Genomic DNA, 23257 nt, shown 5'->3' with positions numbered 1-23257 from the left:
CGGGGATCAGACATGCAGCGACGTGGATTTCTGGGCGGCCTTGCCGCGTTGTACGGTGCCGGCGCCTTCGGGCTGTGCCTGCCGCTGGGCGCCACCCCTCCCCATGCCGGCAGAGACCATGCCAATGACTGGCGTTGGCTGCAGGGCAACTGGAACGTGCGTCACCACCGGCTGCAGGAACGCCTGGTGGCCGACACGCGCTGGGTGGACTTCACCGGCATCAGTGCGGTCTGGCTGACCCTGGGCGGGCTGGGCACGATCGATGACAACCTGATGCAGCTGCCCGGCGGCGCCTACCGCGGCCTGGGTGTACGTGCCTTCGATCCGGCTTCCGCCACCTGGGCAATCTGGTGGCTGGATGGCCGCGCTCCCAGCCGCTTCGAAGCACCGGTGCGTGGCGGCTTCAGCGGTACAGGCGGCAGCTTCCGTGGTGCGGATTCCTTCAAGGGCCAGCCCATCCAGGTCTGGTTCCGCTGGCACGACATCCACGCTGCGCAGCCGTGGTGGGAGCAGGCATTCTCCGCGGACAACGGCTAGCACTGGGAAGTGAACTGGCGCAACTGGTTCACCCGCACGGCAGCGATACCCTCGCCGTTGCCGCTGCAGTCGGATGCGCCCCGCGACTTCGACTTCCTGGTCGGCCGTTGGACCGTGCAGCATCAGCGACTGCGCGAACGCCTGTCTGGCAGCAACCGCTGGGACCACTTCGATGGCACGCTGCACAACTGGCCGGTGCTGGGCGGCTTCGGCAACGTTGGCGACAACGTCATGAACTTCCCCGCTGCGACCGTACGCGGCATGGGCATCCGCGCATGGGATGCCAGCAGTGGCCAGTGGTCGAGCTGGTGGTTGGATGGCCGCGATCCCACGCGGATCGGCGCACCGGTCCGCGGCGGTTTTGTCGATGGCATCGGCACGTTCATGGGAGACGACCAGCTGCGGGGACAACCGATCAGAACGCGGGTGATCTGGTCGCGGATCACCTCGCGTTCCGCACGCTGGGAACAGGCGGCATCCACAGACGGCGGAGCGACCTGGGAGACCAACTGGATCAGCGATTTCGAGCGGCAGGCATGAATGCGCTTGCCTCACTGGTCGCGCTTGCGGTCGCGGTCGCTGGACTGCTGGGGGGTGATGCCAGCCGGGAGGCGTTGGCACTCGACCCTCACGCAGAGCGTTTCGCACCAGGCATCGCGTCGACCCGATACAGCGAAATCCGCCTGACGCTGAGCCCCGACGGACGCACGGCGCTCTGGTTCAGCCGTGACCGGCCTGGCGGCGAAGGTGGCCATGACATCTGGTTTTCGCATCTGCAGCACGGCCAGTGGAGTCCCGCGCGCCCGGTTCCGTTCAACACACCCGGCCGCGATTTCGACCCTGCGTTCACCGCCGATGGTCGCTTCGTGCTGTTCTGCTCCGATCGCCCCGGTGGCCTGGGCGGCGATGACCTGTACAGGGTGCCCGTGCAGGGCCTGCAGTTCGGTGCCGTTGAGCATCTCGGGTCTGCCGTCAACAGTCCCGCCAACGAGTTTGCGCCGATGCTCGCACCCGACGGTGGCACCCTGCTGTTCTCCAGCGACCGAGCAGGTGGCGCCGGTGGCCACGATCTGTATGTCGCGCGGGTGGACGATGGCCAACTGCAACCTGCGCGGCCGGTGGAAGGCGCGGTCAACACGGCCGCGCAGGAATTCGACGCCACCTTCCTGGGCGATGGCCGGACCATCGTTTTCGCACGCGCACAGGACTTCGGCAGTTCGCGGGTCGAGCAGTTCGCGGCACGCGCGTTCGGTGGCCGCTACGCGCCCGGCATGCGACTGCCCGCACCCGTCAACGACGGTGCGAGCGACAGCTATGGCGCCATGCTCGACTGGTCCCGCCCTGGCACGCTCACCTATTCAGCGCGTCGCGGCGATGGCGCCAGCCTGGACCTGTACCGGGTGAGCTATCGGCTGCCACCGTCCCTGTCGATTCCGGGGCCCCCGGTTCGTCGATAGAAAAAGAGCCCCCGAAGAGAGCATCCACATGCCTTCCGTACAACAGCTTGCCTGCCGCTGTGGCGAAGTGACGTTGAACCTGACCGGCACACCCATCGCCTGCGTCGACTGCTGCTGCAACAGCTGCCGCGCCGCAGGCCTGCGTCTGCAGCGCCTGCCCGGCGCCCAGCGGCTGCTCGGACCGCATGGAACTACCCGTTTCGTCATGTATCGCAAGGACCGGGTGGAGTTCCTGGCAGGAGTGGAGCGCCTGGCCGCGTTCCGCCTCTCAGCCGACGCCGGCACCCGTCGCGTGCTGGCCACCTGCTGCAACACGCCACTGTTTCTTGAACTGACCGGCGGCCACTGGCTTAGCCTGTATGGCGGGCTGTGGCCGGAGGATGCCCGGCCGCCGCTGCAGATGCGCACCATGGTGGGCGATCTGCCCGATCCCTCCGTGCTGCCCGCCGATGTACCCAACCTCAAGCAACACTCGCTGCGCTTCTATGCCCGATTGATGAAGGCCTGGATTGCGATGGGCCTGCGCAGCCCGGATATCCGCATTGAAGGACAGGTCCATGCCTAAGCCAGACAAGATCGAGATCGAGAGCATCACCTCGCCCGGCAGGACCCAGTGGGTCGACCGGGGCAAGTACAGCGCCATGCGCAGCGCCCTGCTCGGCGTGCTGCCGCAGACGCCGCCCGGGGTTTCCGTTGCCATTGCCAAGCAGTCATTGCTGCCGGCGCTGCCTGCAGATCTGTTCCCCGCAGGCGCAACCGCAGGCTGGTGGCTGAAGGCCGTGCAGCTGGATCTGGAAGCCAAGGGCGTGATCGAGCGCGCAGCGGGCAAGCCCGTGCGGTTGTTCAAGCATGCGGTCGTCGGTCGAACGGCGGTGACGTCATGAGCGGTCCATCCAACGATGCGCCTTCATCGTCGCGCAGGTCACTGCTGATCGGTGCTGGACTGTTGCTGGCCATGGGATGGCCGCCCAGCGTGCGCGGCGCCAGCGCGGGCCTGCGCGAGCCCATGGATGCGGCAGCATTCGCCGCCCGCCGGCGCTGGGTCCGCACACCGTTCGGGCGCATCGCCTGCGTGCAACAAGGGAAAGGTCCGGCCGCACTGTTCCTGCACGGGTTCCCGTTGAGCGGCTTCCAGTGGCGGCATGTGATCGCGCAGCTTTCCTCGTCCCGCCGCTGCATTGCACCGGATTTCATGGGCCTGGGCCACAGCGCGGTGGCGGCCACGCAGGACCTGTCTCCGCAGGCACAGAGCGACATGCTGGTTGCGTTGCTTGATGCGCTGTCCGTTGCGATGGTCGACCTGGTTGCCAATGACAGTGGCGGCACCGTGGCCCAGTTGTTCGCTGTGCAGCACCCGAGCCGCGTGCGCACGATGCTGCTGACCAACTGCGACGTGCACCAGAACAGCCCGCCGGTGCAGATGAAGAACTCGCTGGCCGCCGCACGCGCAGGCACCTATCACCAGAAGATTGTGCGCCACCTGCAGGATCGCGGTTACGCGCGATCAGCGGCCGGTATCGGTGGCTCGGCTTATGTGGATCCGGCACATTTCAGCGATGAGGCCATCGAATACAGTTTTCGCCCGCTGGTATCTTCGCCCCTGCGCCAGCAGCAGCTCAATGGCCACCTCGCGGCGTTCGAGCCCAATCCGCTGGTGGCCATCGAAGCCTCGCTGCAACGCAGTACGATTCCCACGCGCATGGTGTGGGGAACGGCCGATCCCCTCTTTCCGGGGCGCTGGGCCGAGTGGCTGCACCAGACGCTGCCGGCATCGCGCGGTATCCGCTGGGTGGAAGGCGGACGCCTGTTCTGGCCTGAGGAACAGCCTGAGCTGCTTGCCGATGAGGCCCGGGCGCTTTGGCGAGTCTGATTGGCCTGCCTGACCCGATGCGCCAGCCCCTGGGCTGGCGCCCCGCCCGACTCAACGCGCCATGGCCCGTGCAGCGTGTTCCTGGGACATCTGCTCCCGCTCCTGCTGCTGGCTCACCTGCTCAGAGCTTGCCGCCAGCGACTGGCCCTGCTGCAGCTCGCGCACGTGCTCGCTGACCGGCGTAGCCACTGCCTGCGCAGTATCGGTGCGGGCGATCTGACGATCGGCGGCGTGCGGCTGGCCCTGCACCGCGAACGCGTACCTGCCGTCGTCACTGAGCACGGCCTCGTCGATCCGCTGCATGCCCTTGGCCTTGGCCGCGACCAGCAGGGCCATGCCCAGCCGTTCGCTCATCTCGTCAGGCTGGCGCCCCATCGCCTGGTCGAGGCTGCTCACCGCGCCTTGGCTCTGCAGCCACATGCCGTGGTCCGGGCTGACGGTGTGCCGTGGGTCCTGCCGGGGCAGCAGCGGTGAGGGCGGCGCGAGCGACTGCAGGTGCTCGCCCTGCACGGCAGCATCGATCTTCTGCAGATCCTTGCCGCCCGCCGCGGCGATATGGAACAGGCGTTCGGCCATGCCATAGGTGGATTGCCCCTGGTTGCGCGCCAGCCCCAAGGCGAAGGCGTCCACATCCTGCTGCGGCCTGCCGTTGCCGTCCTCTGCAAGCACCTGCCACGATGGCCCCAGCATCGGGTTGTCCCCGACCATCGACTGGGTACGCTCCATCAGCATGCGCATCTGGGCCTCGCTGAAGCTCAGGGTAGTGAGCTCACCGGCCTTCACCGGTCCGCGATCACCGCTGGGGTCGCCGGACAGTGCCGCGTTGGCCATTCCGGCAATCTGCTCACCCTGCGCATGGCCGCGCAGGTCGAAGGTGAATTCATAGCGGCGCTGCGCCCTGTCTTCCTGCCCGTCGGCGTCGTAGGCGCTGACCCGGGTTGCCGGCAGGTTGCCGTTGTACTGCACGCTGCGCAGTTCGGTGCGGCTGCCGTCCTCGCGACTGACCTGCACCACGTCGCCGCTGTTGCGTGCACCCGCCAGGTCCAGGCCGTACGTGTCGCCATAGCCGACCTTCAGCCGCGTCTGCGAACTCATGCCCAGCCGCTCGACCGTCGCCAGATCCTGCACGCCCGGGGTCTGGCCGCTCAGGGTGCCGTTGTCGATGAACTGTTCATAGGCCTGGCGGCCTTCGGCTTGATCCAGGTCGAACGTGGCAGTGCGGACGGCAGCGTGACCGAGCGCGTCCTGCCGACCGGCAATCGCGCTGAACCTGCCGGCACTGAATCCCATGCCGTTGAAGGCTTCCACCGCCTCGTTCGGCCCGGTGGTGACGCGCACCCGGCCATCATCCAGGCGATCCACGCGGTAGCTGGCACCGCTCGCCTCGGTCGTCTGGCTCTGCATGGCGATGTTGCGGAAGCTGCCTTCCAGTGCGGTGCCGGTGAACTGCTGGCCATCCAGGGTGACGCTGGCCCCCTTGGGAATGGTCTGCGGATCGAACGGGTTGATGCGGGTGGGATCGACGTCCACCGCCTCGCTGGGCAGGCTGACCCTGTAGCGCCCGCGTACGCCGGTGCTGCTGGTGTCCTGGAAGCCGGCACCTTTCGCGCTTGCCCCGACCACCGACTCCATCGTGAGCAGGTAATCCCTGCCGCCATCGGGCGTCGGGCTGCCGGCCATGTTCAGCGACGTCCCCTGGAACTGCGATGCGAGACTGGACGCTGCGCGCTTGTGCTCGGTACCCACTTTCAACGCGCCGTCGCCCTCGTTCAACGTGACCGAGTAACCACCGGCGGCGGCCCGCACCTCGCTGTTGGCCGAGGTGTAGGTCGGATCGAACGACGCCGAGGCGGCATCGCGCGGCGCATCCTGGGTTGCGCCTTGCTTGCTGGTCTGGGCATTCATGCCGTGACCTCCTTGAACAGTGACGCGCTGATTATAGGACGCGGTGTGCGCAGCACGTTCACATCGCGCCGCAGCCGCATCCACGATAGTGATGGCCATCCCATTCCACGCCGAGGGTCCATGCCCCACTCCCTCGCCCGCCCGCAGCGATGGCGCCGTCACGGCCGCAAGCTGCTGCCATACCTGCTGGGCCTGTATCTGCTGTACCTGTTGGCGGGCAATGTTTTCCTCAATACGCCGCTGTTCGATCAGGTCACCAATCGCAAGCCGCACAAGTTCGTGATGACCACCGGCCCGGCGATCACGCTGCTGCCGGGGCATGTCATCGCCTGGAATGTGCAGATGCGCGGCCACGTCAATCACACGGTGTATGTGCTGCGCGCGGACCGCGCCAGTGCACGCTTGGCATTGCTGCCGCTGTTCCAGCGCGAGGTGCGCGTGCCGTCGCTGCACGCGACCGGGGTGGCCGCCGAGATCGCGCGCGTGGAGGAGGCCATTCCCTCACCACCGCGCGGCGATCGCGGCTGGACGTTGCGGTTCGATGCCATTCATAGCGAAACCATCCGCAGCGTCCGCGTGGGCAAGCTGCTGATCGTTGGCCAGGGCAGCGGCACGGTCGGTTTCGTGAAGCAACTGCGTGGTGGTCCCTCGGAACTGCTGGACTCGGAGGTGGCGTTCGCTGATGCCGACGTCAGCCTTGACGGCACCCAGCTGCTCGGCGACATGCAGTTGAAGACGCAGTTCTCCTACCCACGGCATTACCGCGATCAGGCACCCGGGCTGGCAAAGCTGGGGCTGCTGCATGCCGTGCTGGAGGTGCAGGCGCGCAGCCAGGGCCTGCGCCTGGATACGGACACGCAACGTCCTTCCATTGCCAGCGCCGCCGTGCCGGGGCAGCTGCAGGCCGCGATCACCCTGGACCAGGGCGCGCTTCAGCCCGGCAGCCATGCGGTCTGGCGGGTTCCCCTGCAGATGGGAGCTGGCGCCCCCGACCGCGGAACGCTGGCAGTGCAGCTGGATACCGCCCGCGATATCCGCCTGCAGGCGCGGTTGCCGCAGCGCGAGGGCACAGGCGCTGCGCTGGACGCGGATCTGACCATCACCGGCCGGCACATTCCATTCGCCGAACCCAGCGAGATGCTGGGCCGCACCTCCGGGACGGTCAAGGGCGAATGGACCTTCACCTCGCTCAACTGGATTCCCGCACTGTTCGTGCAGAAACCCTGGTTCCAGCTGCAGGGCGGTGGCGTGCTGCGCGCCGACCTGCGCCTGCAGAACGGCGAGCTGGCCGCTGGCAGCAGCGTCGACATTCCTGCAGCGCGGGCGGTGGCCGAAGTGGCCGGCGTGCACATGCAGGGAACGGCCAGCGCCCATGGCCAACTGCAGGCCGGGACGCCGACGCACGCAGTACTGGCAGTGAAGCTTCCCACGTTCAATGCGCGTGCAGGCGGCGCCAAGGGTGCCACGCTGTTCGATGGGCGCGACCTGGCACTGACACTCACCGGTGACGGTCGCCTGCGCGAGCTGCGCAAGGGCGTGCGCGCGCAGCTGCGCTTCGATGACGCAAGCATTCCAGACCTCACCGCCTACAACCGCTACCTGGGCAACGGCCAGGTGCGGCTGCTGGGAGGCGCTGGCCAGGTGAGCGGCGACGTTGAACTGGATACCCAGGGCCGGGTTGGCAATGGCAGTGTCCGCCTGCGCAGCCAACGCGCACGCCTGCAGGTGGCCGGGCTTGGCCTGCAGGGCGACGCCCGCGTTGATGGCAGGCTGCGGCGTGGCGATTTCAGCCAGCGCCGCTTCGATCTGGGCGGTAGCGTGATCGAGCTGCGCAACGTGCAGGTGGGTGAGCAGCAGCGTTCACAGCCGTGGTGGGGCCGGGTCACCATCGCCCGCGGTGACATCGATGCGCAGTCACCGTTCCAGGTGGACGCACGCGCGGATCTTGCCATGCGCGACGCGGGCCCGCTGCTGGCGTTGTTTGCCGAGCGCAGCGATTACCCGCGCTGGGCATTGTCGCTGCTCGACTCCGGCCAGGTGGATGCACATACGCGCCTGCGCTGGCGCGCCGGGCATCTGGTACTGGATGGACTGCAGGCGGAGAACGAGCGCCTTTCGCTGCGTGCGCGGCTGGATCTGCTGGACCAGCGCAAGCGGGGCGACCTCTACCTTCGCTGGGGCCTGCTGGGTGCCGGCATCGAGCTGGATGGGCAGCGCCGCCAATGGCATCTGGCCGGTGCGCGGGAATGGTTCGACGGTCGGCCTGCGTTGCTGCCCGGTGCTGCAGCGGCCAGCGACGGTGGCACTGCGGACTGACCTGAAGGCTGCATCCAGTCGCGACGCCTTTACGTACAACGCACTACCGCAGTTCGCGATAGTGCAGGAGGAAAGACACCATGAATGTCCGCAGGCAAGCAGTTGGCCTTCTGGGCTGGGCCATCGTCACTTTTCTGGCGGCCGCGCTCGGCGCGCGTGCCTCGATCTCGGCAGCGGATTTCTACACAAGCCTGGCGTTGCCGGCATGGGCACCGCCGGCCAGCGTGTTCGGTCCGGTGTGGACGGTGCTGTACGCATTGATGGCACTGGCGGCGTGGCTGGTGTGGCGCCAGGGCGGATGGCGCGCGGCCGCGCCTGCGCTGGCACTCTATCTGCTGCAGCTGGCCCTCAACGTGCTGTGGAGCTGGCTGTTCTTCGGCTGGAAACAGGGGGCGTCGGCGTTCGCTGACATCGCACTGTTGCTGGCGCTGATCGTGGCCACGATCGTCGCCTTCCATCGCGTGCGTCCGGCGGCGGCATGGCTGCTGCTGCCTTACCTGGCATGGGTGACGTTCGCCAGCGCGCTCAGCTACGCGGTGTGGCAGGCCAATCCGGCCGTGCTTTAGCCGGGCAATGCCTGAGGGCCTTGCGCTGCGGGCCGCCACTGGCGCAGCGCGCTGCCCCTGAAGGCCTGCTCACCGCAGCCGGTCGGGCAGCGCAGTACACGCGCGGCAGACGTGCTGACAAGCCCATCGCCCTCCTGCGCCTTGAATACGACCTCGCAGCACAGGCAGCGCGCCACCAGCGAATACAGATGGACGATGCGGCCGCTGCCGGGATCCTGCAGTGCATTGACATCCAGCAGGTCGAAACGGCCGTTTTCAGGCGCTGGGCGCGATGGGCGAAGCAGGGAAGACGATGGCTGCAGGTTCACGTCGATGCGTCACAGAAGGATGAGCGACGACTGTAGTAGGCGCGATGTGCAGCAGATGTGCACCGCACCCATCAGGCTGCAGCAGCGCCCCCCAGTCGGTTGATCTGCGCGCATTCCAGCACCGGCGGCGGGTCCGGCATCGTCGCCAGCACGATCATCGCGCGGCCGATGGCTTCGTTGCTGGTCACCAGTGAGGGCAGGACGCGGCCCGCCGCCGCCATCAGGGGACCGCCAAAGCGATACAGCGGCTTCAACGCCGCATGACGGGTGCCGGTGCCCGTCACCGGGCGCACCCCGGCGGGACGCAGCATGACGGTGCGCACCGCGAGCTGCGCCAATGCGGCCTCGGTCTCGCCCTTGATGCGCAGGGGCATGATCCGGCTGTGGGGATTGGCATGGGCGCCGGAGACGTACAGGAACCGGCCGTCCGGATTCGCCTCGGCCCATGCTGCAGCCACGGCAAGGGTGGCATCGAGCGTCACCTTCCGATACTCGTCCTCGGCGGTGCCGACCGGCGGTGCTCCGGCACAATAGAAACATGCATCGAATCCGGCCAGCTGCGGGCCCACACCACGGGCGTGTTGGAAATCGGCCAGCACGATCTGCTCGATACGCGCGTCGAGCCGGGCCTTGCCGCGGACCAGGGCAGCGGTGCGCGCCACCTGCGGTGAAGCGAGGCAGGCACGGGCAACGCCCTGCCCGACCAGTCCGGTCGCGCCGGTCAGCAGAATCCGCAGCGGGCGTGTTTCGTACATGCGTTGACCTTGAGGAAGCCTAGAGTTTCACGAAGCGCTGGATCCGGCGGGCCAGCCAACCACTGAATACCAGCGGCGCATCCAGCGCGGAAACGCAGATGCACGGTACGCCCGGCGCCGTTACCGGCTGGTGCTCGACGTCCTCGTCCAGGTCGGCAACATCGCCGGGCGCGAACAGACCCAGCGCATCATTGTAGGAACCCCGCAGGATCTGTGTCAGTTCGCTGCGTCCATGGCTGTGCATCGGCAGGCATTTGCCCGGCGCGATCTTCAGCATGATCAGCGACGGCATCTGCTCGGCACGGATGCAATGCACTCCCGGCGCCATCCAGCGCCAGTTCAGCCGGCCCAGCGAATCGCCGAAGTATGGATGCAGCGACGTCGGCAGATGATCCGGATCCGCCTCGGGGCGTTCGCGCGGCATCGACCGCAGCGGGCCTGGCACCGCGTCGGCCTGGGCCTCGACGAGCTGCGCAAGCATCGCTTCGCGCAGGCCCGCCCGCCGCGCCTCGTCCGCCACCGGCTGGGTCTGCTCCAGCAGTGCGGCACCGATGGCCTCCGCTTCGCGCAGCCGCTGGCGGCAGTGCGGGCACTGCTCCAGATGGGTGCCGGCGACGATGCTCAACGGTGCCGGCAGAGCACCGGCGGCGTAGCTCATCAGCGTCGACTCATGCAGGTGGTGGTGCGGATTCATGGTGCACCCCCGACCTTGGACTGCAACTGCAGGAACGCTCGTCGCAGGTGTGATTTGACCGTACCCAGCGGCATGCCCAGCGCCTGCGCGATCTCGCTGTGGCTCTTGGCCTCGAAGTAGGACATGCGAACCAGACGCGCCTGCGTGGCCGGCAGTTCATTGATGCGCTGGCGCAGGCGGGCATGGTCGGCAAACTGCTCGGCGCTGCTGCGCTCGCCGACGTCGGCGGCAGCGGCGTCTTCCACGGCTTCCTGCACCTGCATCCAGCTGCGTTCGCGACGCACGCGGTCGATGTGCAGGTTGCGGCCGATGCGATACAACCAGGTGCTCAGCGCACCCTGGGCAGGATCGAACTCGGTCGCGCGCAGCCACAGGCGCAGCAGGCATTCCTGGGCCAGCTCTTCGGCCACCGCTGCGGGTGCGCCAAGGCCACGCAGATAAATGCACAGGCGCGGCATGAAATGGTCGTAGATGCGCATGAAGCAGTCACGATCGCGCAGCCGGGCGACGCCATCCATCTCGCCGTTCCAGTTCGTTGGCTCGTTGCTGGGCTGCTGTGAACTGGACACGATCCGCGCGGTGTCGAAGGGATGGGAGGGACTGGCGGGAGGACGGTACATCGGCGGGGGCTGCCGTTGGGTGAAGAGGAGTCCTTCCCTCTACGCACGGTGGCGCCTGTTGGATGCACCCGGGATGGGTGCCAACGTGCATCCAGCCGGCGCCGTCGCGCGTACAGGCCCGCAAGCCTCCCATGGATCGCCCCGATGCGTCTTGCCTGGTTGCTGCTCTGCATGCCCTGCGCCGCTTCGGCCGCGCCGCTGCTGCGTTCGGAGGGCGTGGCCACCCTGGCCAACGGAGTCATTGCCTACCGCGAAGTGCATTGGCAGCGCGGCGCCGGCGATGGCAGCGAACGCTGGGTGGAATACCTTTGCCCTGCGGGCCAACCTTTCGCCCGCAAGCAGATGCCCGCCGCCACCCGGCCGCAGGTGCGGGGCTATGTGCTGCAGGACGCCCGCAGCGGCCAAGAGGCCGATGTGAGGGTCGACCCCGGCGTGGTCCGGGTCGACTGGAAGGAGGACACGTCCACGCCTTCCCGAACCAGGCAGCTGCCGCTGCCCCCGGATGCCGTGATCGACGCCGGCTTCGATGCCGCCGTGCGGGCCCACTGGCGGACGCTGCAGGGTGGAGCACCGGTCAGCCTGCCTTTTCTGGTGCCCGGCCGGCAACGCTTCTACCCCGTGCAGGTGCAGTACCAGGGCCCGGTGCGCTGGCAGGGGCTTTCCGCCCATGCGGTGAATGTCCGCCTTGATACCTGGTTCGGCGCGGTGGCCCCACGTCTGTCGCTGGTCTACGCCGATGCTGATCGCCGCCTGCTCGAGTTCCGTGGTACCAGCAACCTGCGCGATGCACGTGGCGATTATCCGCAGGTGACCGTGCGCTTCGCCGCGCCCGCAACCGAGCAGCCGGAGCAGCGCTGGCGCACTGAGCTGCAGCGACCGCTGGTAGCGAGCTGTGGTGTTACGACCAGGTGAACATGCAGTCTGATGCAATCCACTGCATCCAACCTGCACTGCAACGCGTAGAGGTAGGCAATCGACTCCCTCGGGCTTCCGTCCATGGCATCCGCAGCGCCTCCACTCCGCAGACGTTCGCGCCTGTTGCGCACCTTCCAGCGCTGGTTCGACACCGATGCCGGAAGCGAAGCGGCGATCGACGGCAGCCAGGGTGACCGCATCGACTGGCTGCGCGCCCTACCCTTCGCGCTGCTGCACGTGGCCTGCCTCGGGGTGATCTGGGTGGGCGTGTCCTGGACAGCGGTTGCCGTCGCAGTGTTCCTGTACGCGATCAGGATGTTCGCCATCACCGCGTTCTATCACCGCTACTTCTCGCACCGGACGTTCGAGGCATCGCGCACCGTGCAGTTCGTGTTCGCGGTCATCGGCGCCGCCAGCGTGCAGCGTGGCCCGCTCTGGTGGGCAGCGCACCACCGCCACCACCACCGCCACGCCGATCAACCGCAGGACCCGCATTCCCCGCGCCAGGGCGGGTTCTGGCGCAGCCATATGGGTTGGTTCCTCACCCGTAGTGCCTTTGCCACCGATCTGCAGCGCATTCCCGATCTGGCCCGCTACCCCGAGCTGCGCTGGTTGGACCGGTTCGACACCGTGGTTCCGGTGTTGCTGGCCGCTGCGCTGTATGGCGTGGGTGCGGTGCTCGAGCGTGTGGCGCCAGGCCTGCATACCTCCGGCCCGCAGCTGCTGGTCTGGGGCTTCTTCATCTCCACCGTGGTGTTGTTCCACGCCACGGTCACCATCAATTCGCTGGCGCACCGATTCGGCCGGCGCCGCTTCGAGACCCGTGATGACAGCCGCAACAACCTCTGGCTGGCGCTGCTGACCTTCGGCGAAGGCTGGCACAACAACCATCACTTCTTTCCCGGCACCGCCCGCCAGGGCTTCCGCTGGTGGGAGATCGACATCAGCTGGTATGGCCTGCGCGCAATGGCTGCGCTGGGCCTGGTGAAGGGCCTCAAGCCGATCCCGGCCTGGGTACTGGCCAAGGCGAGGCACTGACATGCGTATCGCGGTCATCGGTTCCGGCATCGCGGGTCTGGCCAGCGCGTGGTGGCTGGACGGCGAGCATGACGTCACCCTGTTCGAGGCCAACGACTACCTGGGCGGCCACACCCACACCCACGAGGTGACGGTGGACGGCCGCAGGATGGCGGTCGACACCGGGTTCATCGTCTTCAATCCGCACCATTACCCGCTGCTGTCGGCGTTGTTCGACGAACTGGGCGTGGACTCGCAGCCCACCACGATGAGTTTCTCGATGCACAGCGAGCGCAGCGGCGTGGAGTACAACGCCACATCGCTCGATGGCCTGTTCTGCCAGCGCCGCAACCTGCTCTCACCGCGTTTCTGGGGAATGCTGGCCGACCTGCGGCGCTTCTATCGCGACGCGCCCCTGCTGCTGGGCGAGGAGCAGGGCCCGACGCTGGGCCAGTACCTGCACAGCCAGCGCTATGGCGAGGCGTTCGTGCAGGAACATCTGCTGCCGATGGCCTCGGCGCTGTGGTCCTCGCCGACCGCGCAGGTGCTGGACTTCCCGGCCCGTTACCTGGTGCAGTTCATGGCCAATCACCAGATGCTGCAGATGACCGGGCGCGCGCCCTGGCGCGTGGTCAAGGGCGGCTCGGCGCGCTACGTGGACGCCCTGCGTGCGCGCTGGCGGGTGCACGAGCGGCTGGAATGCCCGGTACACGCGGTCGAACGCATGCTCTGGGGGGCACGCGTACACACCGCAACCGGCATTGAAGGCTTCGATGAAGTGATCCTGGCCTGCCATAGCGACCAGGCCCTTGCCCTGCTGGCCGACGCCGATCCTGTCGAGCATGCGGTGCTCGGCGCGATCCGCTACCAACCCAACGAGGCCGTACTGCACACTGACGCCTCCTTGCTGCCCGCCAACCGCAAGGCGTGGGCGGCGTGGAACGCGCATGTACCGCGCGACCCCACCGCACCCTGCACGGTCAGCTACTGCATGAACCTGTTGCAGGGGCTGCCCGGTGATACGCCGCTGGTGGTGACCCTCAACCGCAGCGAGGCCATCGATCCGGCCAAGGTGCTGCGCCGTTTGCAGTACGCGCATCCGGTGCATGATCCGGCTGCGGTGGACGCGCAGCGGCGCTGGGCCGAACTGCAGGGCCGGCGGCACACCTGGTTTGCGGGTGCGTACTGGGGCTGGGGCTTCCACGAAGATGGAATCCGCAGTGCCCGCCGCGTAGTGGATGCGCTGCAACTGCGCAATGCCGGCGCGCCGCCTCCCCTGCAGGTGGAGGTGGCCGCGTGAGCGCCAGCGCCCTCTACTTCGGGCAGGTGGTGCACCGCCGGCACCATCCGCATCCGCATGCCTTCCGCTACCCCATCGCGCAGCTGCTGCTGGACCTGGACGAGTTGGACCAGGTATTTGCCGGGCGCTGGCTGTGGTCGGTCGGGCGCCGCAACCTGGCAGAGTTCCGCCGCAGCGACTATCTCGGCGATCCCAGGACATCGCTTGCAGACGCCGTGCGTGACCATGCCGCGACCGTGCTGGGGCGGCGCCCGGACGGCCCGGTGCGGCTGTTGGCGCACCTGCGCTTCGGTGGCCACGTGTTCAATCCGGTCAGCTTCTATTACTGCTACCGGGCCGACGGCAGCACCCTGGACTGCATCGTCGCCGACATCACCAACACGCCGTGGAAGGAACGGCACGCCTATGTTCTGCCTGTTGAAAGCGCACAGCCGCAGGGGCGTGCCCTGCGCTGGCAGTTCGACAAAGCCTTCCACGTTTCCCCCTTCATGCCGATGGATTGCCGCTACGACTGGCGCTTCACCGCGCCCGGCGAGGACCTGCGCGTACATATGCAGGTCTGGCGCGACGGTGTCCGGCAGTTCGATGCCACCCAGGCCATGCAGCGACGCCCGCCTGATGGCCGCGGCCTGGCCCGGGTACTGGCGTTCTACCCGTTGATGACCGTGCAGGTGGTAGCCGCCATCCACTGGCAGGCACTGCGCCTGTGGCTGAAGCGCAATCCCGTGCATGACCACCCCGCTCTTGCCGAGAAACCGCGATGAACGAGCTGAATCCTTCCGTTGCCCTGCCCCGCCCCGGCGCGGTGGACGTATTCCTGCGCCGGAGGCTGCTGGCGGTACTGGCGCCGCTGCGCGAAGGCGGGCTGCGGGTACGCGACCCCTTGGGCGAGGTCATCCTCGGTGATCGTGCCAGCGCACTGCAGGCCACGGTGACCATCAGCGATATGGCGTTCTACCGCAAGGTGGCCGCGCAGGGCAGCGTCGGCGCGGGTGAGAGCTACATCCACGGCGATTGGCGCTGCGATGACCTGGTGGCCCTGGTGCGGCTGCTGGTACGCAACCGCGACCTGCTGGACGGCATGGAACGCGGGCCGGCGCGGATCGGTGGCTGGCTGCTGCGCGGCTGGAACCGCCTGCGGCGCAACAGCCGCGAAGGCAGTCGCCGCAACATCGCCGCCCACTACGATCTGGGCAATGACTTCTTCGCGCTGTTCCTGTCGCCGGACCTGATGTACTCCTCGGCGGTGTTCAGCGATGCCGGCGACTCGCTGGAAACCGCCTCGCGCCGCAAGCTGGACCGCATCTGCCAGCAGCTGCAGCTGCAACCCGGTGATCGCGTCGTCGAGATCGGTACCGGCTGGGGCGGGTTCGCCCTGCATGCCGCCCAGCACTACGGCTGCCATGTGACCACCACCACCATCTCCGCCGAACAGCACGCGCTTGCCGCCCAGCGTGTGGCCGAGGCGGGCCTGCAGGAGCGCGTGACCCTGCTGATGCAGGACTACCGTGATCTGCAGGGCCAGTTCGACAAGCTGGTGTCGATCGAGATGATCGAGGCCATCGGTGCCGAGTATCTGGACACCTACATGGCCACCCTGCAGCGGCTGCTGAAGCCCGATGGCGTGGCCCTGCTGCAGGCCATCACCATCGAGGACCAGCGCTATGAGCAGGCGCGTCGCAGCGTGGACTACATCAAGCGCTTCGTGTTTCCCGGCAGTTTCATCCCCTCGATCAACGCCATCCTGGCCGCCAAGACCCGGGCCTGCGACCTGCAGCTGATCGCCCAGCAGGATTTCGGCCACTCCTATGCCCTCACCCTGCGCGCCTGGCGGCAGCGCTTCCTCGCGCAGTTGCCGGCGGTACGTGCGCAGGGTTTCGATGACCGCTTCTGCAGGCTGTGGGAGTTCTATCTGGCCTACTGCGAGGGCGGCTTCCTGGAGCGCTCGATCGGCGTGTCCCATCTGCTGCTGGCACGCCCGGGCTACCGTCCCGAAACGGACGTCCATGGCCAACGGGCCGGCTGACATGCGCCGCACCTGGGTCAACGTAATCGGCAACCAGCTGGTATGGCTGTGCGCCGTTGCCGGAGCCGGCCGCGGCTGGCAATGGCCGGCCCTGCTGTCGGCCACACTCTATGTCGGCAGCCAGTTGCTTGCCTCGACGCGGCCACGCCTGGAGCTGCGCCTGCTGTTGCTCGCGCTGGGGTGTGCCTGGCTGGTGGATGGCAGCGCTGCAGCCAGCGGTGCTGTGCAGTACGCCGCCGCACCGCTTGGATGGGTGCCGCCACCGTGGATTTTCGCGCTGTGGGCGGCCTTTGCGATGACGCTGACGGCGTCGATGGCGTTCCTGCAGCGGCACTGGATGCTGCCGGTGGCCCTGGGTCTGCTGGCGCCGCTGGCGTATCTGTCCGCGGCGCGGGGTTTCCAGGCCGTACATTTCACCGCCCCGGCCTGGCTGGGCGTGGCAACACTGGCGCTGGGCTGGTGCGTGGCACTGTCGCTGCTGTGCGCCGTCGCCCGTCGCGGAACGCCCAGCAATCGTGACACCCCATTGATCGGAGCAGCCTGATGAGCATTCTGTGGTGGGTACTGCTGTACGCCGTGCTGATCATGGCCTGGGGTTGGACCTGGCAGCGCAGGCACCGCAACATCGGCATCGTCGATGTCCTGTGGGCAAAGGGCGTGGCGGCAGGCGCGCTGCTGCTTGCATGGCTGGGCGATGGCGCGCTGCAGCCACGCATCGCACTGGCCGTGCTCGGTGGCCTGTGGGGAAGTCGTCTCGCCCTGCATCTGTGGCGCCGCGTACGCAGCGAGGAGGAAGACGGTCGCTACCGCTATCTGCGCGAACACTGGCACGGCCACCAGGGCAGGATCTTCGGCTTCTTCATGGCGCAGGCGCTATTGGTGGTGCTGTTTGCGCTGCCGTTCACGGCCGTGGCCGGCAATCCCCACAGCGACATGCCTGGCTGGATCGCAGCGGCGGTCGTCGTGTGGCTGCTCAGCGTGGGCGGCGAAGCACTGGCCGACCGTCAGCTGGCACGCTTTCGTGCCGACCCGGCGAACAGGGGCCGGACCTGCCGCCAAGGACTGTGGCGGTACACGCGCCATCCCAATTACTTCTTCGAGTGGCTGCACTGGTTCACCTATGTACTGCTGGCAGCCGGCTCACCCTTGTGGTGGCTGGCCTGGTCCGGGCCGGTGCTGATGTACGTGTTCCTGCGCTACCTCAGTGGCGTTCCCTTCACCGAGAAACAGGCGCTGCGCAGTCGAGGCGATGACTATCGCGACTACCAGCGCAGTACCCCGATGTTCTTCCCCTGGTTTCCGCGCAGCCCCAAGGAGTGATCCCGATGAACAGCACCCCGTCCCTTGCTCCGGTTGCCGATACGGAAGCCGGCCTTACCGGTTGGGCCGAGCGTGGCTGGCTGCCCGATGCGGCGCTGCGCGCGGGCATACGCCGCCTGTGTGCGCAACGCCTGGCCGAGGAGTCGAGCGGCAGCATGGAGGAGCAGGCGCAGCGCTTCAGCCGCCGTATCGCCGAGCTCGCTGGCAGCCCACTGGCACTGCACGTGGATGCGGCCAACCGCCAGCATTACGAGGTGCCTGCCGCCTTCTTCCAGGGCTGCCTGGGGCATCGCCTGAAGTACAGCAGCTGCTACTACCGCACCGGCCGCGAGACGCTGGACCAGGCCGAGGATGCGATGCTGGAACTGTACGGGCAGCGCGCCGGATTGGCCGACGGCCAGGACATTCTTGAGCTGGGCTGCGGCTGGGGCTCGCTGACGCTGTGGATGGCCGAGCGCTACCCGAACGCGCGCATCACCGCGGTGTCCAACTCGCACAGCCAGCGCAGCCATATCCTGGCGCAGTGCGAGGCGCGCGGGTTCGGCAACGTCGAGGTACTCACCCGGGACGTCAACCAGCTGGACCTGCCTGCCGCTGCATTTGATCGCTGCGTGTCGGTGGAGATGTTCGAGCATGTCCGCAACTACGACCGCCTGCTGGGCCGCATTGCCCGCTGGCTGAAGCCGGACGGTGCGCTGTTCGTGCACATTTTCGCCCATCGCACGTTGATGTATCCGTTCGAGACCGAGGGCGATGACAACTGGATGGGCCGGCATTTCTTCACCGGCGGCCTGATGCCGGCAGCGGACACGCTGCTGCACTTCCAGCGCGACCTGGTGCTGGACCAGCGCTGGCTGCTGGACGGCACGCACTACCAGCGCACGGCCAACCATTGGCTGGCCAACCAGGATGCCGCCCGTGAGCAGCTGCTGCCGGTGCTGGCACAGACCTATGGCGACGAAGTGGCGGCACGCATCTGGTGGCAGCGCTGGCGCATGTTCTGGATGGCCTGCGCCGAACTGTTCGGCTACGACGACGGCCAGCAATGGCTGGTCGCCCACTACCTGTTCCGCCCGCGTTGAAGGAGACCGCCCTCATGCGTATCGCATCGCTGTTCCCGCTGCTGGCCGTTGCCCTGTTCGGCGCAGGCTGCAGCAGCCACGACACCCGCCCCATCCCGCTGCCTCCGAAGGTGGACGTGCCGCGCTTCATGGGCGACTGGTACGTCATCGCCCATATTCCGTCCCGACCCGAGCGCGAGGCCTTCGACGCGGTGGAAAGCTACGCGCTGCAGGCCGATGGCCGCATCCAGACCACTTTCACCTATCGCAAGGGCAGCTTCCAGTCGCCACAGAAGTCGATGCACCCGGTGGGCCGTGTGGAAAAACACGGCAATGGTGCGGTCTGGGGCATGCAGTTCATCTGGCCCATCCAGGCCGAATACCTGATTGCCTGGCTGGATGAGGGCTACACCCAGACCATCGTGGCCCGCAGCAAGCGTGACTACGTGTGGTACATGGCGCGCACGCCGCAGGTGAGCGAGGCGGACTACCAGCAGGCGGTCGCCCGCATCCAGGCAATGGGATACGACACCGGCAAGCTGCGCCGGGTGCCGCAGTCGGTGCGCTGAGCCTGCGCGAAGCGATGCTGCAGAACAGAATGATGCAAGCGCCGAATCGGCCGTTGCCCCATGAATGGGGGAATATAGGGCTGCCCGGCCTTTCACGGATTATCAATCCCGCTTTATGTGATTAATATCACTTAAAGACATTTACTCCCATGCAATAAAGGCGGCGAAGATTCACCGGCCTCCGGCCACAGGGAGCGTGCCATGCAGGATGTCTCGCCGCATCAGTGCAAGGTTGTATCCGAACGGAAATGGTCTCTCAGCACGTTCATGGAGTTCTATGAGCGCGTACTGAGCCAGCGCATTTTCGGTCCCTACGGAAAGCTGCTGGCCGAGGAGATCGCTGGCGACATCCGGGCCGGTTTCAACGCGTCCGACGTCCTGGAGGTCGCCTGCGGCACCGGGGTCATCACCGCGAACCTTTACCAGCACCTGAGCAGGCCGCTGGGCCTACGGTTGGTCGCCACCGATCTCTCAGCGATCGCCGTGAACGTGGCACGCAGCGTGCTGAGCGATGAGGTGCAGCGCAACGTGCCCCTCCTTGCCGATGTGGACATGGCGGAGCTGCCCTTCGCCGACGCCAGCTTCGACGTCATCGTCTGCGGGTTCGGCCTGATGTTCCCGCCGGACAAGGCGCGCGTCGCCCGCGAGTTCAGGCGCGTGCTCCGCCCTGGCGGACGGATCTACGCCACGGCATTCCACTACAACCAACTGTTCGAGCTGGCCCGCGAGCAGTCACGGCAGCACTTCGGCATGCCCTCCCGGCTGATGGACGCGGCCCTGAGCCTGACCGACCCGTCGCCCATCACTCGCGCGTTCGCGGTCGAAGGACTTTCCCCGCGCGAGGGCGAGATGGCTGAACTGCGGCCCCTCGCGTTTGCCATGGGCGACGCCGATGTGCGCGAGTTCCTGTTCAACGCCTGCATCCTTCTGGAGGAGTTCAACCAGTGCGACGCCCCCAGCAGGGAGCGCTATCTGGACGCGATGCTGGACGCCGTCCATGCAGCAGTGCCAGACCGGCGTTACCAGGTGGAAGCCTGGTTGTTGCGCGGCTGTGTCGATGCTGCACACACTCCAGCGCAGGCCGCCCTCCGGGCGCCGGATTTCTCACCCCTGCTGGCGTTCCACCTGCCGCTGCAGCAGGATGCGCGCGCGATGCGCGGCTTCGAAAGCGCTCGTGCACAGTTCCTCGCCGACCACCCCGATTATCCCCATGATCAGGTCGAGGCCATGCGCCAGCAGGAATATGCGCGGCTGGATGAGCAACAGGTGACCTATCTGGATCACGTGGGCGGAGCATTGCCACCCGACAGCCTGCTTGAGCAGGATTACCAGGCACTCAAGCGGACGATTCTCGGCAATCCGCACAGCGGATCGAAAGCATCCCAGGACGCACTTCATGGGGCGTGCGAGCAGATCCACGCCTTCTTCGGAACCACGCCGGAGGAGTACGAAATACTGTTCACCGCCAATGCCAGCAGCGCAATCCGTTTGGTGGCCGAGTCATTCCCGTTCCAGGCCGGGTCGCAGGCACTGCTGACCAAGGACAATCACACCTCGGTACACGGCTTGCGCGAGTACGCCACGGCGAAGGGCGCACAGGTGAAGTACATTCCGCTGGATGACGAGCTGCTGTTGCATGAAGGGCTGATGTGGCGCGCGTTGCAGCGGCTGCAGCCCGGCGCCCCGCATCTGCTCGCCTTTCCCGCGCAATCCAATGCGACCGGCGCCCGGCACGATCTGGCCTGGATCGAGCGGGCCCAGGCGCATGGCGCGACGGTGCTGTGTGACGCGGCGGCCCTGGTGCCGCAATACCGGCTTGACTGCGGCCGTCATCACCCCGATTTCGTGGTGGCATCGTTCTACAAGATCTTCGGTTACCCCACCGGCGCAGGTTGCCTGCTCGCCAGGCGGGCCGCACTCGACCTGCTGAAACCGCCGTCGTTTGCCGGTGGTGGCGTGTGCTACTACTCCGGGCCATGGTCACCCACCGATCGCCTGCTGTACCGCGATGCGGGGCAGCGATTCGAAGTCGGCACGCCCAACTACGCCGCCTTCCCGGCCATCGCCAGAGGCTTTGCATTCGTGGCTGCGCTGGGCGGAGTGGAAGCGGTCGCGTTGCGCTCGCGTGCGTTGGCCGAGTGGCTGCAGGCGCAGCTGTCATCGCTTCGCCACCACATCGGCGGCGCGTTGCCGCTGTGCCAGATCTATGGCCCGCCCGCTGCGCAGCGGGGCGCGACGCTGATGCTGAACTTCTTCGACTGCTATGGCTCCATCCTGCCGCACGCCCGCATCAAGCGCGCCGCAGACCGGTTCGGCATCACCCTGCGCAATGGCTGCTTCTGCAACCTGGGCGCCGTCCAGCAGGCGACCTACGCGACCGCAGGCGCCGAACACTGTGAACTGGACAAGACCGGAAAGATTCTCGACTGCACCACATTCGACGAGAAGATCCTGGAGAAGGGTGATTGCGGTGCCGTCAGGATTTCGTTCGGGCTGGGATCGAATTTCACCGATGCGTATCGCTTCCTGCTGTTCGCCACCTGCCTGCTGGACACAGATGCTTCAGGCCTGGAATGTGTGATGGAGCAATCATCGGCACCGGCTCCGGAACCCCGGGTTGCCAGCACTGTGCAGGCTTGAATCGCTGCGGGGCCGTGCCCAGGCCGGACTGTCGCATTGCGGCGATGGGCTCCGGAACGGGTGCCGCTGATCGGCCAGGCCTGATCAACCGCAGCCTGGCCTGTGACGCGAGATGAATGGGGGTCCACCCGGCCGCTAGCCGCATGCAGCCTGCCTCCTCTATAGTCAGCCGAGCACGACAGGCGTGGTGCCTGTCCGGCAACTACAGGGAGTGGGTCATGGGTCTGGTACAAGCGGTGAAGGGTGCAGTCGGCGGCGTGCTGGCCGACCAGTGGAAGGACTTCTACACCGTGCCGACCGGCCTGCCGTCCACGGCAGCCCTGTTCGCGGCGGTGCCGCAGGGCACCAATGCCGGGCGCGGTTCGAACACCAGCGGCTCCTCCAACATCATCAGCAACGGTTCGAAGATCGTGGTGCCCGAGGGCTACGGCCTGCTGCTGTTGCAGGATGGCGCGATCACTGCCTTCGTGGCCGAGCCGGGTGGCTACGAATGGCGCTCGGACGATCTGAACTCGCAGTCGATCTTCGCCGGCGACGGCCTGGTCAGCACCTTCATCAAGCAGAGCTGGGAGCGCTTCAAGTTCGGCGGCCAGCCGGGCTCGCAGCAGGCCGCCTTCTTTGTTTCGCTGAAGGAACTGCCTGACAACCGCTTCGGCACCCAGTCGGAAATCTACTGGGACGACGGTTTCCTCAACACCCAGGTCGGCGCGGTCACCCGTGGTTCGTACACGCTGAAGATCGTCGACCCGATCCTGTTCGTGAAGAACTTCGTTCCGGCCAGCTACCTGCGGCCGGGCCAGGTGTTCGACTTCACCGACCTGGACAATGCTGCTGCCAGCCAGCTGTTCAATGAAGTGGTGGGTTCGCTGGCGCCGGCGTTCAGCCTGTACACCAACGATCCGGGCAAGGGCAACCGCATCACCAAGCTGCAGCAGGATTCGCTGGGCTTTGCGCAGAGCCTGTCGGCCGCCGTCGAACAGGGCTACCAGTGGAAGTCCGATCGTGGCCTGGCCATCGTCAAGACCGCCATCGTCTCGATCGAGTACGACGCCAACACCCGCGAGCTGCTGAAGACCGTGCAGCGCGCCGATGCGCTGTCCGGCTCGCGTGGCAATTCCAACCTGCAGGCCAGCGTCGCCCAGGGCATCCAGTCCGCCGGTGAGAACGGCGGTGCCGCCGGGCTTGTCGGCGTGGGCATGGCATCGGGCATGTTCGGCGCGGGCAACCTGCAGCAGCCGGCAACCCCGGCCGCCCCTGCCGCCGACGACCCGGTGGCCAAGCTGAAGAAGGCCAAGGAAATGCTCGACCTGGGCCTGATCACCCAGACCGACTACGACGCGCTGAAGGCCAAGGCGCTGGGACTGTAAGAAGACGCAGGACG

Annotated in this window: 24 protein-coding genes; 19 read left to right on the top strand and 5 right to left on the bottom strand. The window is 67.0% G+C overall.

Annotated elements, in window-relative coordinates:
* The first annotated feature begins 12 nt into the window (after positions 1-12).
* From M2299_RS01025 to M2299_RS01000, 6 genes are read left to right on the top strand one after another with little or no spacing between them, the layout of a single operon-like run.
* Positions 13-537: a hypothetical protein gene (locus tag M2299_RS01025; protein WP_280883677.1), complete on the top strand. Its 525-nt coding sequence runs from the start codon at positions 13-15 to the stop codon at positions 535-537.
* Positions 538-546: 9 nt separating this feature from the next.
* Positions 547-1077, top strand: coding sequence for a hypothetical protein (locus M2299_RS01020; protein ID WP_280883676.1), 531 nt, complete (start codon positions 547-549; stop codon positions 1075-1077).
* The gene (locus M2299_RS01015) at positions 1074-1994 is read left to right on the top strand and encodes a hypothetical protein (RefSeq protein ID WP_280883675.1); all 921 of its coding nucleotides are present in this window, start codon (positions 1074-1076) and stop codon (positions 1992-1994) included. Before M2299_RS01020 ends, M2299_RS01015 begins: the two co-directional genes overlap by 4 nt.
* 28 nt (positions 1995-2022) lie before the next feature.
* The gene (locus tag M2299_RS01010) at positions 2023-2559 is read left to right on the top strand and encodes a hypothetical protein (RefSeq protein WP_280883674.1); all 537 of its coding nucleotides are present in this window, start codon (positions 2023-2025) and stop codon (positions 2557-2559) included.
* Positions 2552-2878, top strand: a complete 327-nt coding sequence (locus M2299_RS01005; RefSeq protein ID WP_180831112.1) for a hypothetical protein — start codon at positions 2552-2554, stop codon at positions 2876-2878. Before M2299_RS01010 ends, M2299_RS01005 begins: the two co-directional genes overlap by 8 nt.
* Complete coding sequence (locus M2299_RS01000; protein ID WP_280883673.1) at positions 2875-3864, top strand: alpha/beta hydrolase; 990 nt, start codon at positions 2875-2877, stop codon at positions 3862-3864. The genes M2299_RS01005 and M2299_RS01000 overlap by 4 nt, the downstream gene beginning before the upstream one ends.
* A gap of 51 nt (positions 3865-3915) precedes the next feature.
* Here the strand turns inward: M2299_RS01000 and M2299_RS00995 are convergent, their stop codons facing one another.
* Positions 3916-5769 (bottom strand): XVIPCD domain-containing protein, encoded by a 1854-nt coding sequence (locus M2299_RS00995; protein ID WP_280883672.1) that lies wholly within the window; start codon positions 5767-5769, stop codon positions 3916-3918.
* A 120-nt stretch (positions 5770-5889) separates the two neighbouring features.
* Between M2299_RS00995 and M2299_RS00990 the strand changes: the two genes are divergently transcribed.
* Complete coding sequence (locus M2299_RS00990; RefSeq protein WP_032974678.1) at positions 5890-8085, top strand: hypothetical protein; 2196 nt, start codon at positions 5890-5892, stop codon at positions 8083-8085.
* A gap of 80 nt (positions 8086-8165) precedes the next feature.
* Positions 8166-8651 carry a TspO/MBR family protein gene (locus M2299_RS00985; protein WP_223485628.1) on the top strand — a complete coding sequence of 162 codons (486 nt, stop codon included), beginning with the start codon at positions 8166-8168 and terminating at the stop codon, positions 8649-8651.
* On the opposite strand, the gene M2299_RS00980 is transcribed toward M2299_RS00985, so the two are convergent.
* The 4 genes from M2299_RS00980 to M2299_RS00965 form a co-directional block, all read right to left on the bottom strand.
* Positions 8648-8959, bottom strand: coding sequence for a hypothetical protein (locus M2299_RS00980; RefSeq protein ID WP_032974675.1), 312 nt, complete (start codon positions 8957-8959; stop codon positions 8648-8650). The two genes, M2299_RS00985 and M2299_RS00980, sit on opposite strands and share 4 nt — an antisense overlap.
* A gap of 71 nt (positions 8960-9030) precedes the next feature.
* Positions 9031-9714 carry an NAD(P)H-binding protein gene (locus tag M2299_RS00975; protein WP_099784212.1) on the bottom strand — a complete coding sequence of 228 codons (684 nt, stop codon included), beginning with the start codon at positions 9712-9714 and terminating at the stop codon, positions 9031-9033.
* 19 nt (positions 9715-9733) lie between these two features.
* Positions 9734-10408, bottom strand: coding sequence for a ChrR family anti-sigma-E factor (locus tag M2299_RS00970; protein WP_223485630.1), 675 nt, complete (start codon positions 10406-10408; stop codon positions 9734-9736).
* Positions 10405-11028, bottom strand: a complete 624-nt coding sequence (locus M2299_RS00965) for a sigma-70 family RNA polymerase sigma factor (RefSeq protein ID WP_223485632.1) — start codon at positions 11026-11028, stop codon at positions 10405-10407. The genes M2299_RS00970 and M2299_RS00965 overlap by 4 nt, the downstream gene beginning before the upstream one ends.
* Before the next feature lie 144 nt (positions 11029-11172).
* Between M2299_RS00965 and M2299_RS00960 the strand changes: the two genes are divergently transcribed.
* The 11 genes from M2299_RS00960 (at position 11173) to M2299_RS00910 (ending at position 23243) form a co-directional block, all read left to right on the top strand.
* A complete protein-coding gene (locus tag M2299_RS00960) occupies positions 11173-11940 on the top strand; it encodes a hypothetical protein (RefSeq protein WP_180831107.1) in 768 nt (255 codons plus the stop codon).
* Positions 11941-12024: 84 nt separating this feature from the next.
* A complete protein-coding gene (locus M2299_RS00955; protein ID WP_025874472.1) occupies positions 12025-12981 on the top strand; it encodes an acyl-CoA desaturase in 957 nt (318 codons plus the stop codon).
* 1 nt (position 12982) lies between these two features.
* Entirely contained in the window at positions 12983-14260 is a 1278-nt protein-coding gene (locus tag M2299_RS00950) for an FAD-dependent oxidoreductase (protein WP_280883671.1), read from the top strand.
* Positions 14257-15024, top strand: a complete 768-nt coding sequence (locus tag M2299_RS00945; RefSeq protein WP_280883670.1) for a DUF1365 domain-containing protein — start codon at positions 14257-14259, stop codon at positions 15022-15024. The genes M2299_RS00950 and M2299_RS00945 overlap by 4 nt, the downstream gene beginning before the upstream one ends.
* Positions 15021-16286, top strand: a complete 1266-nt coding sequence (locus M2299_RS00940) for a cyclopropane-fatty-acyl-phospholipid synthase family protein (protein ID WP_280883669.1) — start codon at positions 15021-15023, stop codon at positions 16284-16286. The genes M2299_RS00945 and M2299_RS00940 overlap by 4 nt, the downstream gene beginning before the upstream one ends.
* Before the next feature lies 1 nt (position 16287).
* On the top strand, positions 16288-16830 hold the full coding sequence (locus M2299_RS00935) for a DUF2878 domain-containing protein (protein ID WP_025874468.1): 543 nt from the start codon (positions 16288-16290) through the stop codon (positions 16828-16830).
* A complete protein-coding gene (locus tag M2299_RS00930; protein ID WP_099784220.1) occupies positions 16830-17606 on the top strand; it encodes a DUF1295 domain-containing protein in 777 nt (258 codons plus the stop codon). Before M2299_RS00935 ends, M2299_RS00930 begins: the two co-directional genes overlap by 1 nt.
* 5 nt (positions 17607-17611) lie before the next feature.
* Positions 17612-18688 (top strand): class I SAM-dependent methyltransferase, encoded by a 1077-nt coding sequence (locus tag M2299_RS00925; protein ID WP_280883668.1) that lies wholly within the window; start codon positions 17612-17614, stop codon positions 18686-18688.
* Between the two features lie 14 nt (positions 18689-18702).
* Complete coding sequence (locus tag M2299_RS00920) at positions 18703-19236, top strand: lipocalin family protein (RefSeq protein ID WP_032974662.1); 534 nt, start codon at positions 18703-18705, stop codon at positions 19234-19236.
* 201 nt (positions 19237-19437) lie between these two features.
* The gene (locus M2299_RS00915; RefSeq protein WP_100436354.1) at positions 19438-21876 is read left to right on the top strand and encodes an aminotransferase class V-fold PLP-dependent enzyme; all 2439 of its coding nucleotides are present in this window, start codon (positions 19438-19440) and stop codon (positions 21874-21876) included.
* Positions 21877-22094: 218 nt separating this feature from the next.
* Positions 22095-23243 (top strand): SPFH domain-containing protein, encoded by a 1149-nt coding sequence (locus tag M2299_RS00910; protein ID WP_100436355.1) that lies wholly within the window; start codon positions 22095-22097, stop codon positions 23241-23243.
* Positions 23244-23257 lie beyond the last annotated feature (14 nt).

The organism is Stenotrophomonas sp. 1278 (genome assembly GCF_029892765.1).
Lineage (GTDB): Bacteria > Pseudomonadota > Gammaproteobacteria > Xanthomonadales > Xanthomonadaceae > Stenotrophomonas > Stenotrophomonas indicatrix.
The sequence above is the reverse complement of the archived record's forward strand: the minus strand, read 5'-3'. Positions and strand labels throughout refer to the sequence as shown.

What these genes read in the sequence shown, in the direction of transcription:
- M2299_RS00990 (WP_032974678.1), top strand. Translation starts at nt 5,890, where the DNA reads ATGCCCCACTCCCTCGCCCGCCCGCAGCGATGGCGCCGTCACGGCCGC.
- M2299_RS00975 (WP_099784212.1), bottom strand. Translation starts at nt 9,714, where the DNA reads ATGTACGAAACACGCCCGCTGCGGATTCTGCTGACCGGCGCGACCGGA.
- M2299_RS00920 (WP_032974662.1), top strand. Translation starts at nt 18,703, where the DNA reads ATGCGTATCGCATCGCTGTTCCCGCTGCTGGCCGTTGCCCTGTTCGGC.
- M2299_RS01015 (WP_280883675.1), top strand. Translation starts at nt 1,074, where the DNA reads ATGAATGCGCTTGCCTCACTGGTCGCGCTTGCGGTCGCGGTCGCTGGA.
- M2299_RS00960 (WP_180831107.1), top strand. Translation starts at nt 11,173, where the DNA reads ATGCGTCTTGCCTGGTTGCTGCTCTGCATGCCCTGCGCCGCTTCGGCC.
- M2299_RS00970 (WP_223485630.1), bottom strand. Translation starts at nt 10,408, where the DNA reads ATGAATCCGCACCACCACCTGCATGAGTCGACGCTGATGAGCTACGCC.
- M2299_RS00940 (WP_280883669.1), top strand. Translation starts at nt 15,021, where the DNA reads ATGAACGAGCTGAATCCTTCCGTTGCCCTGCCCCGCCCCGGCGCGGTG.
- M2299_RS00965 (WP_223485632.1), bottom strand. Translation starts at nt 11,028, where the DNA reads ATGTACCGTCCTCCCGCCAGTCCCTCCCATCCCTTCGACACCGCGCGG.
- M2299_RS01010 (WP_280883674.1), top strand. Translation starts at nt 2,023, where the DNA reads ATGCCTTCCGTACAACAGCTTGCCTGCCGCTGTGGCGAAGTGACGTTG.
- M2299_RS00995 (WP_280883672.1), bottom strand. Translation starts at nt 5,769, where the DNA reads ATGAATGCCCAGACCAGCAAGCAAGGCGCAACCCAGGATGCGCCGCGC.
- M2299_RS01000 (WP_280883673.1), top strand. Translation starts at nt 2,875, where the DNA reads ATGAGCGGTCCATCCAACGATGCGCCTTCATCGTCGCGCAGGTCACTG.
- M2299_RS00935 (WP_025874468.1), top strand. Translation starts at nt 16,288, where the DNA reads ATGCGCCGCACCTGGGTCAACGTAATCGGCAACCAGCTGGTATGGCTG.
- M2299_RS00985 (WP_223485628.1), top strand. Translation starts at nt 8,166, where the DNA reads ATGAATGTCCGCAGGCAAGCAGTTGGCCTTCTGGGCTGGGCCATCGTC.
- M2299_RS00915 (WP_100436354.1), top strand. Translation starts at nt 19,438, where the DNA reads ATGCAGGATGTCTCGCCGCATCAGTGCAAGGTTGTATCCGAACGGAAA.
- M2299_RS00930 (WP_099784220.1), top strand. Translation starts at nt 16,830, where the DNA reads ATGAGCATTCTGTGGTGGGTACTGCTGTACGCCGTGCTGATCATGGCC.
- M2299_RS01025 (WP_280883677.1), top strand. Translation starts at nt 13, where the DNA reads ATGCAGCGACGTGGATTTCTGGGCGGCCTTGCCGCGTTGTACGGTGCC.
- M2299_RS00950 (WP_280883671.1), top strand. Translation starts at nt 12,983, where the DNA reads ATGCGTATCGCGGTCATCGGTTCCGGCATCGCGGGTCTGGCCAGCGCG.
- M2299_RS00955 (WP_025874472.1), top strand. Translation starts at nt 12,025, where the DNA reads ATGGCATCCGCAGCGCCTCCACTCCGCAGACGTTCGCGCCTGTTGCGC.
- M2299_RS00910 (WP_100436355.1), top strand. Translation starts at nt 22,095, where the DNA reads ATGGGTCTGGTACAAGCGGTGAAGGGTGCAGTCGGCGGCGTGCTGGCC.
- M2299_RS01005 (WP_180831112.1), top strand. Translation starts at nt 2,552, where the DNA reads ATGCCTAAGCCAGACAAGATCGAGATCGAGAGCATCACCTCGCCCGGC.
- M2299_RS00925 (WP_280883668.1), top strand. Translation starts at nt 17,612, where the DNA reads ATGAACAGCACCCCGTCCCTTGCTCCGGTTGCCGATACGGAAGCCGGC.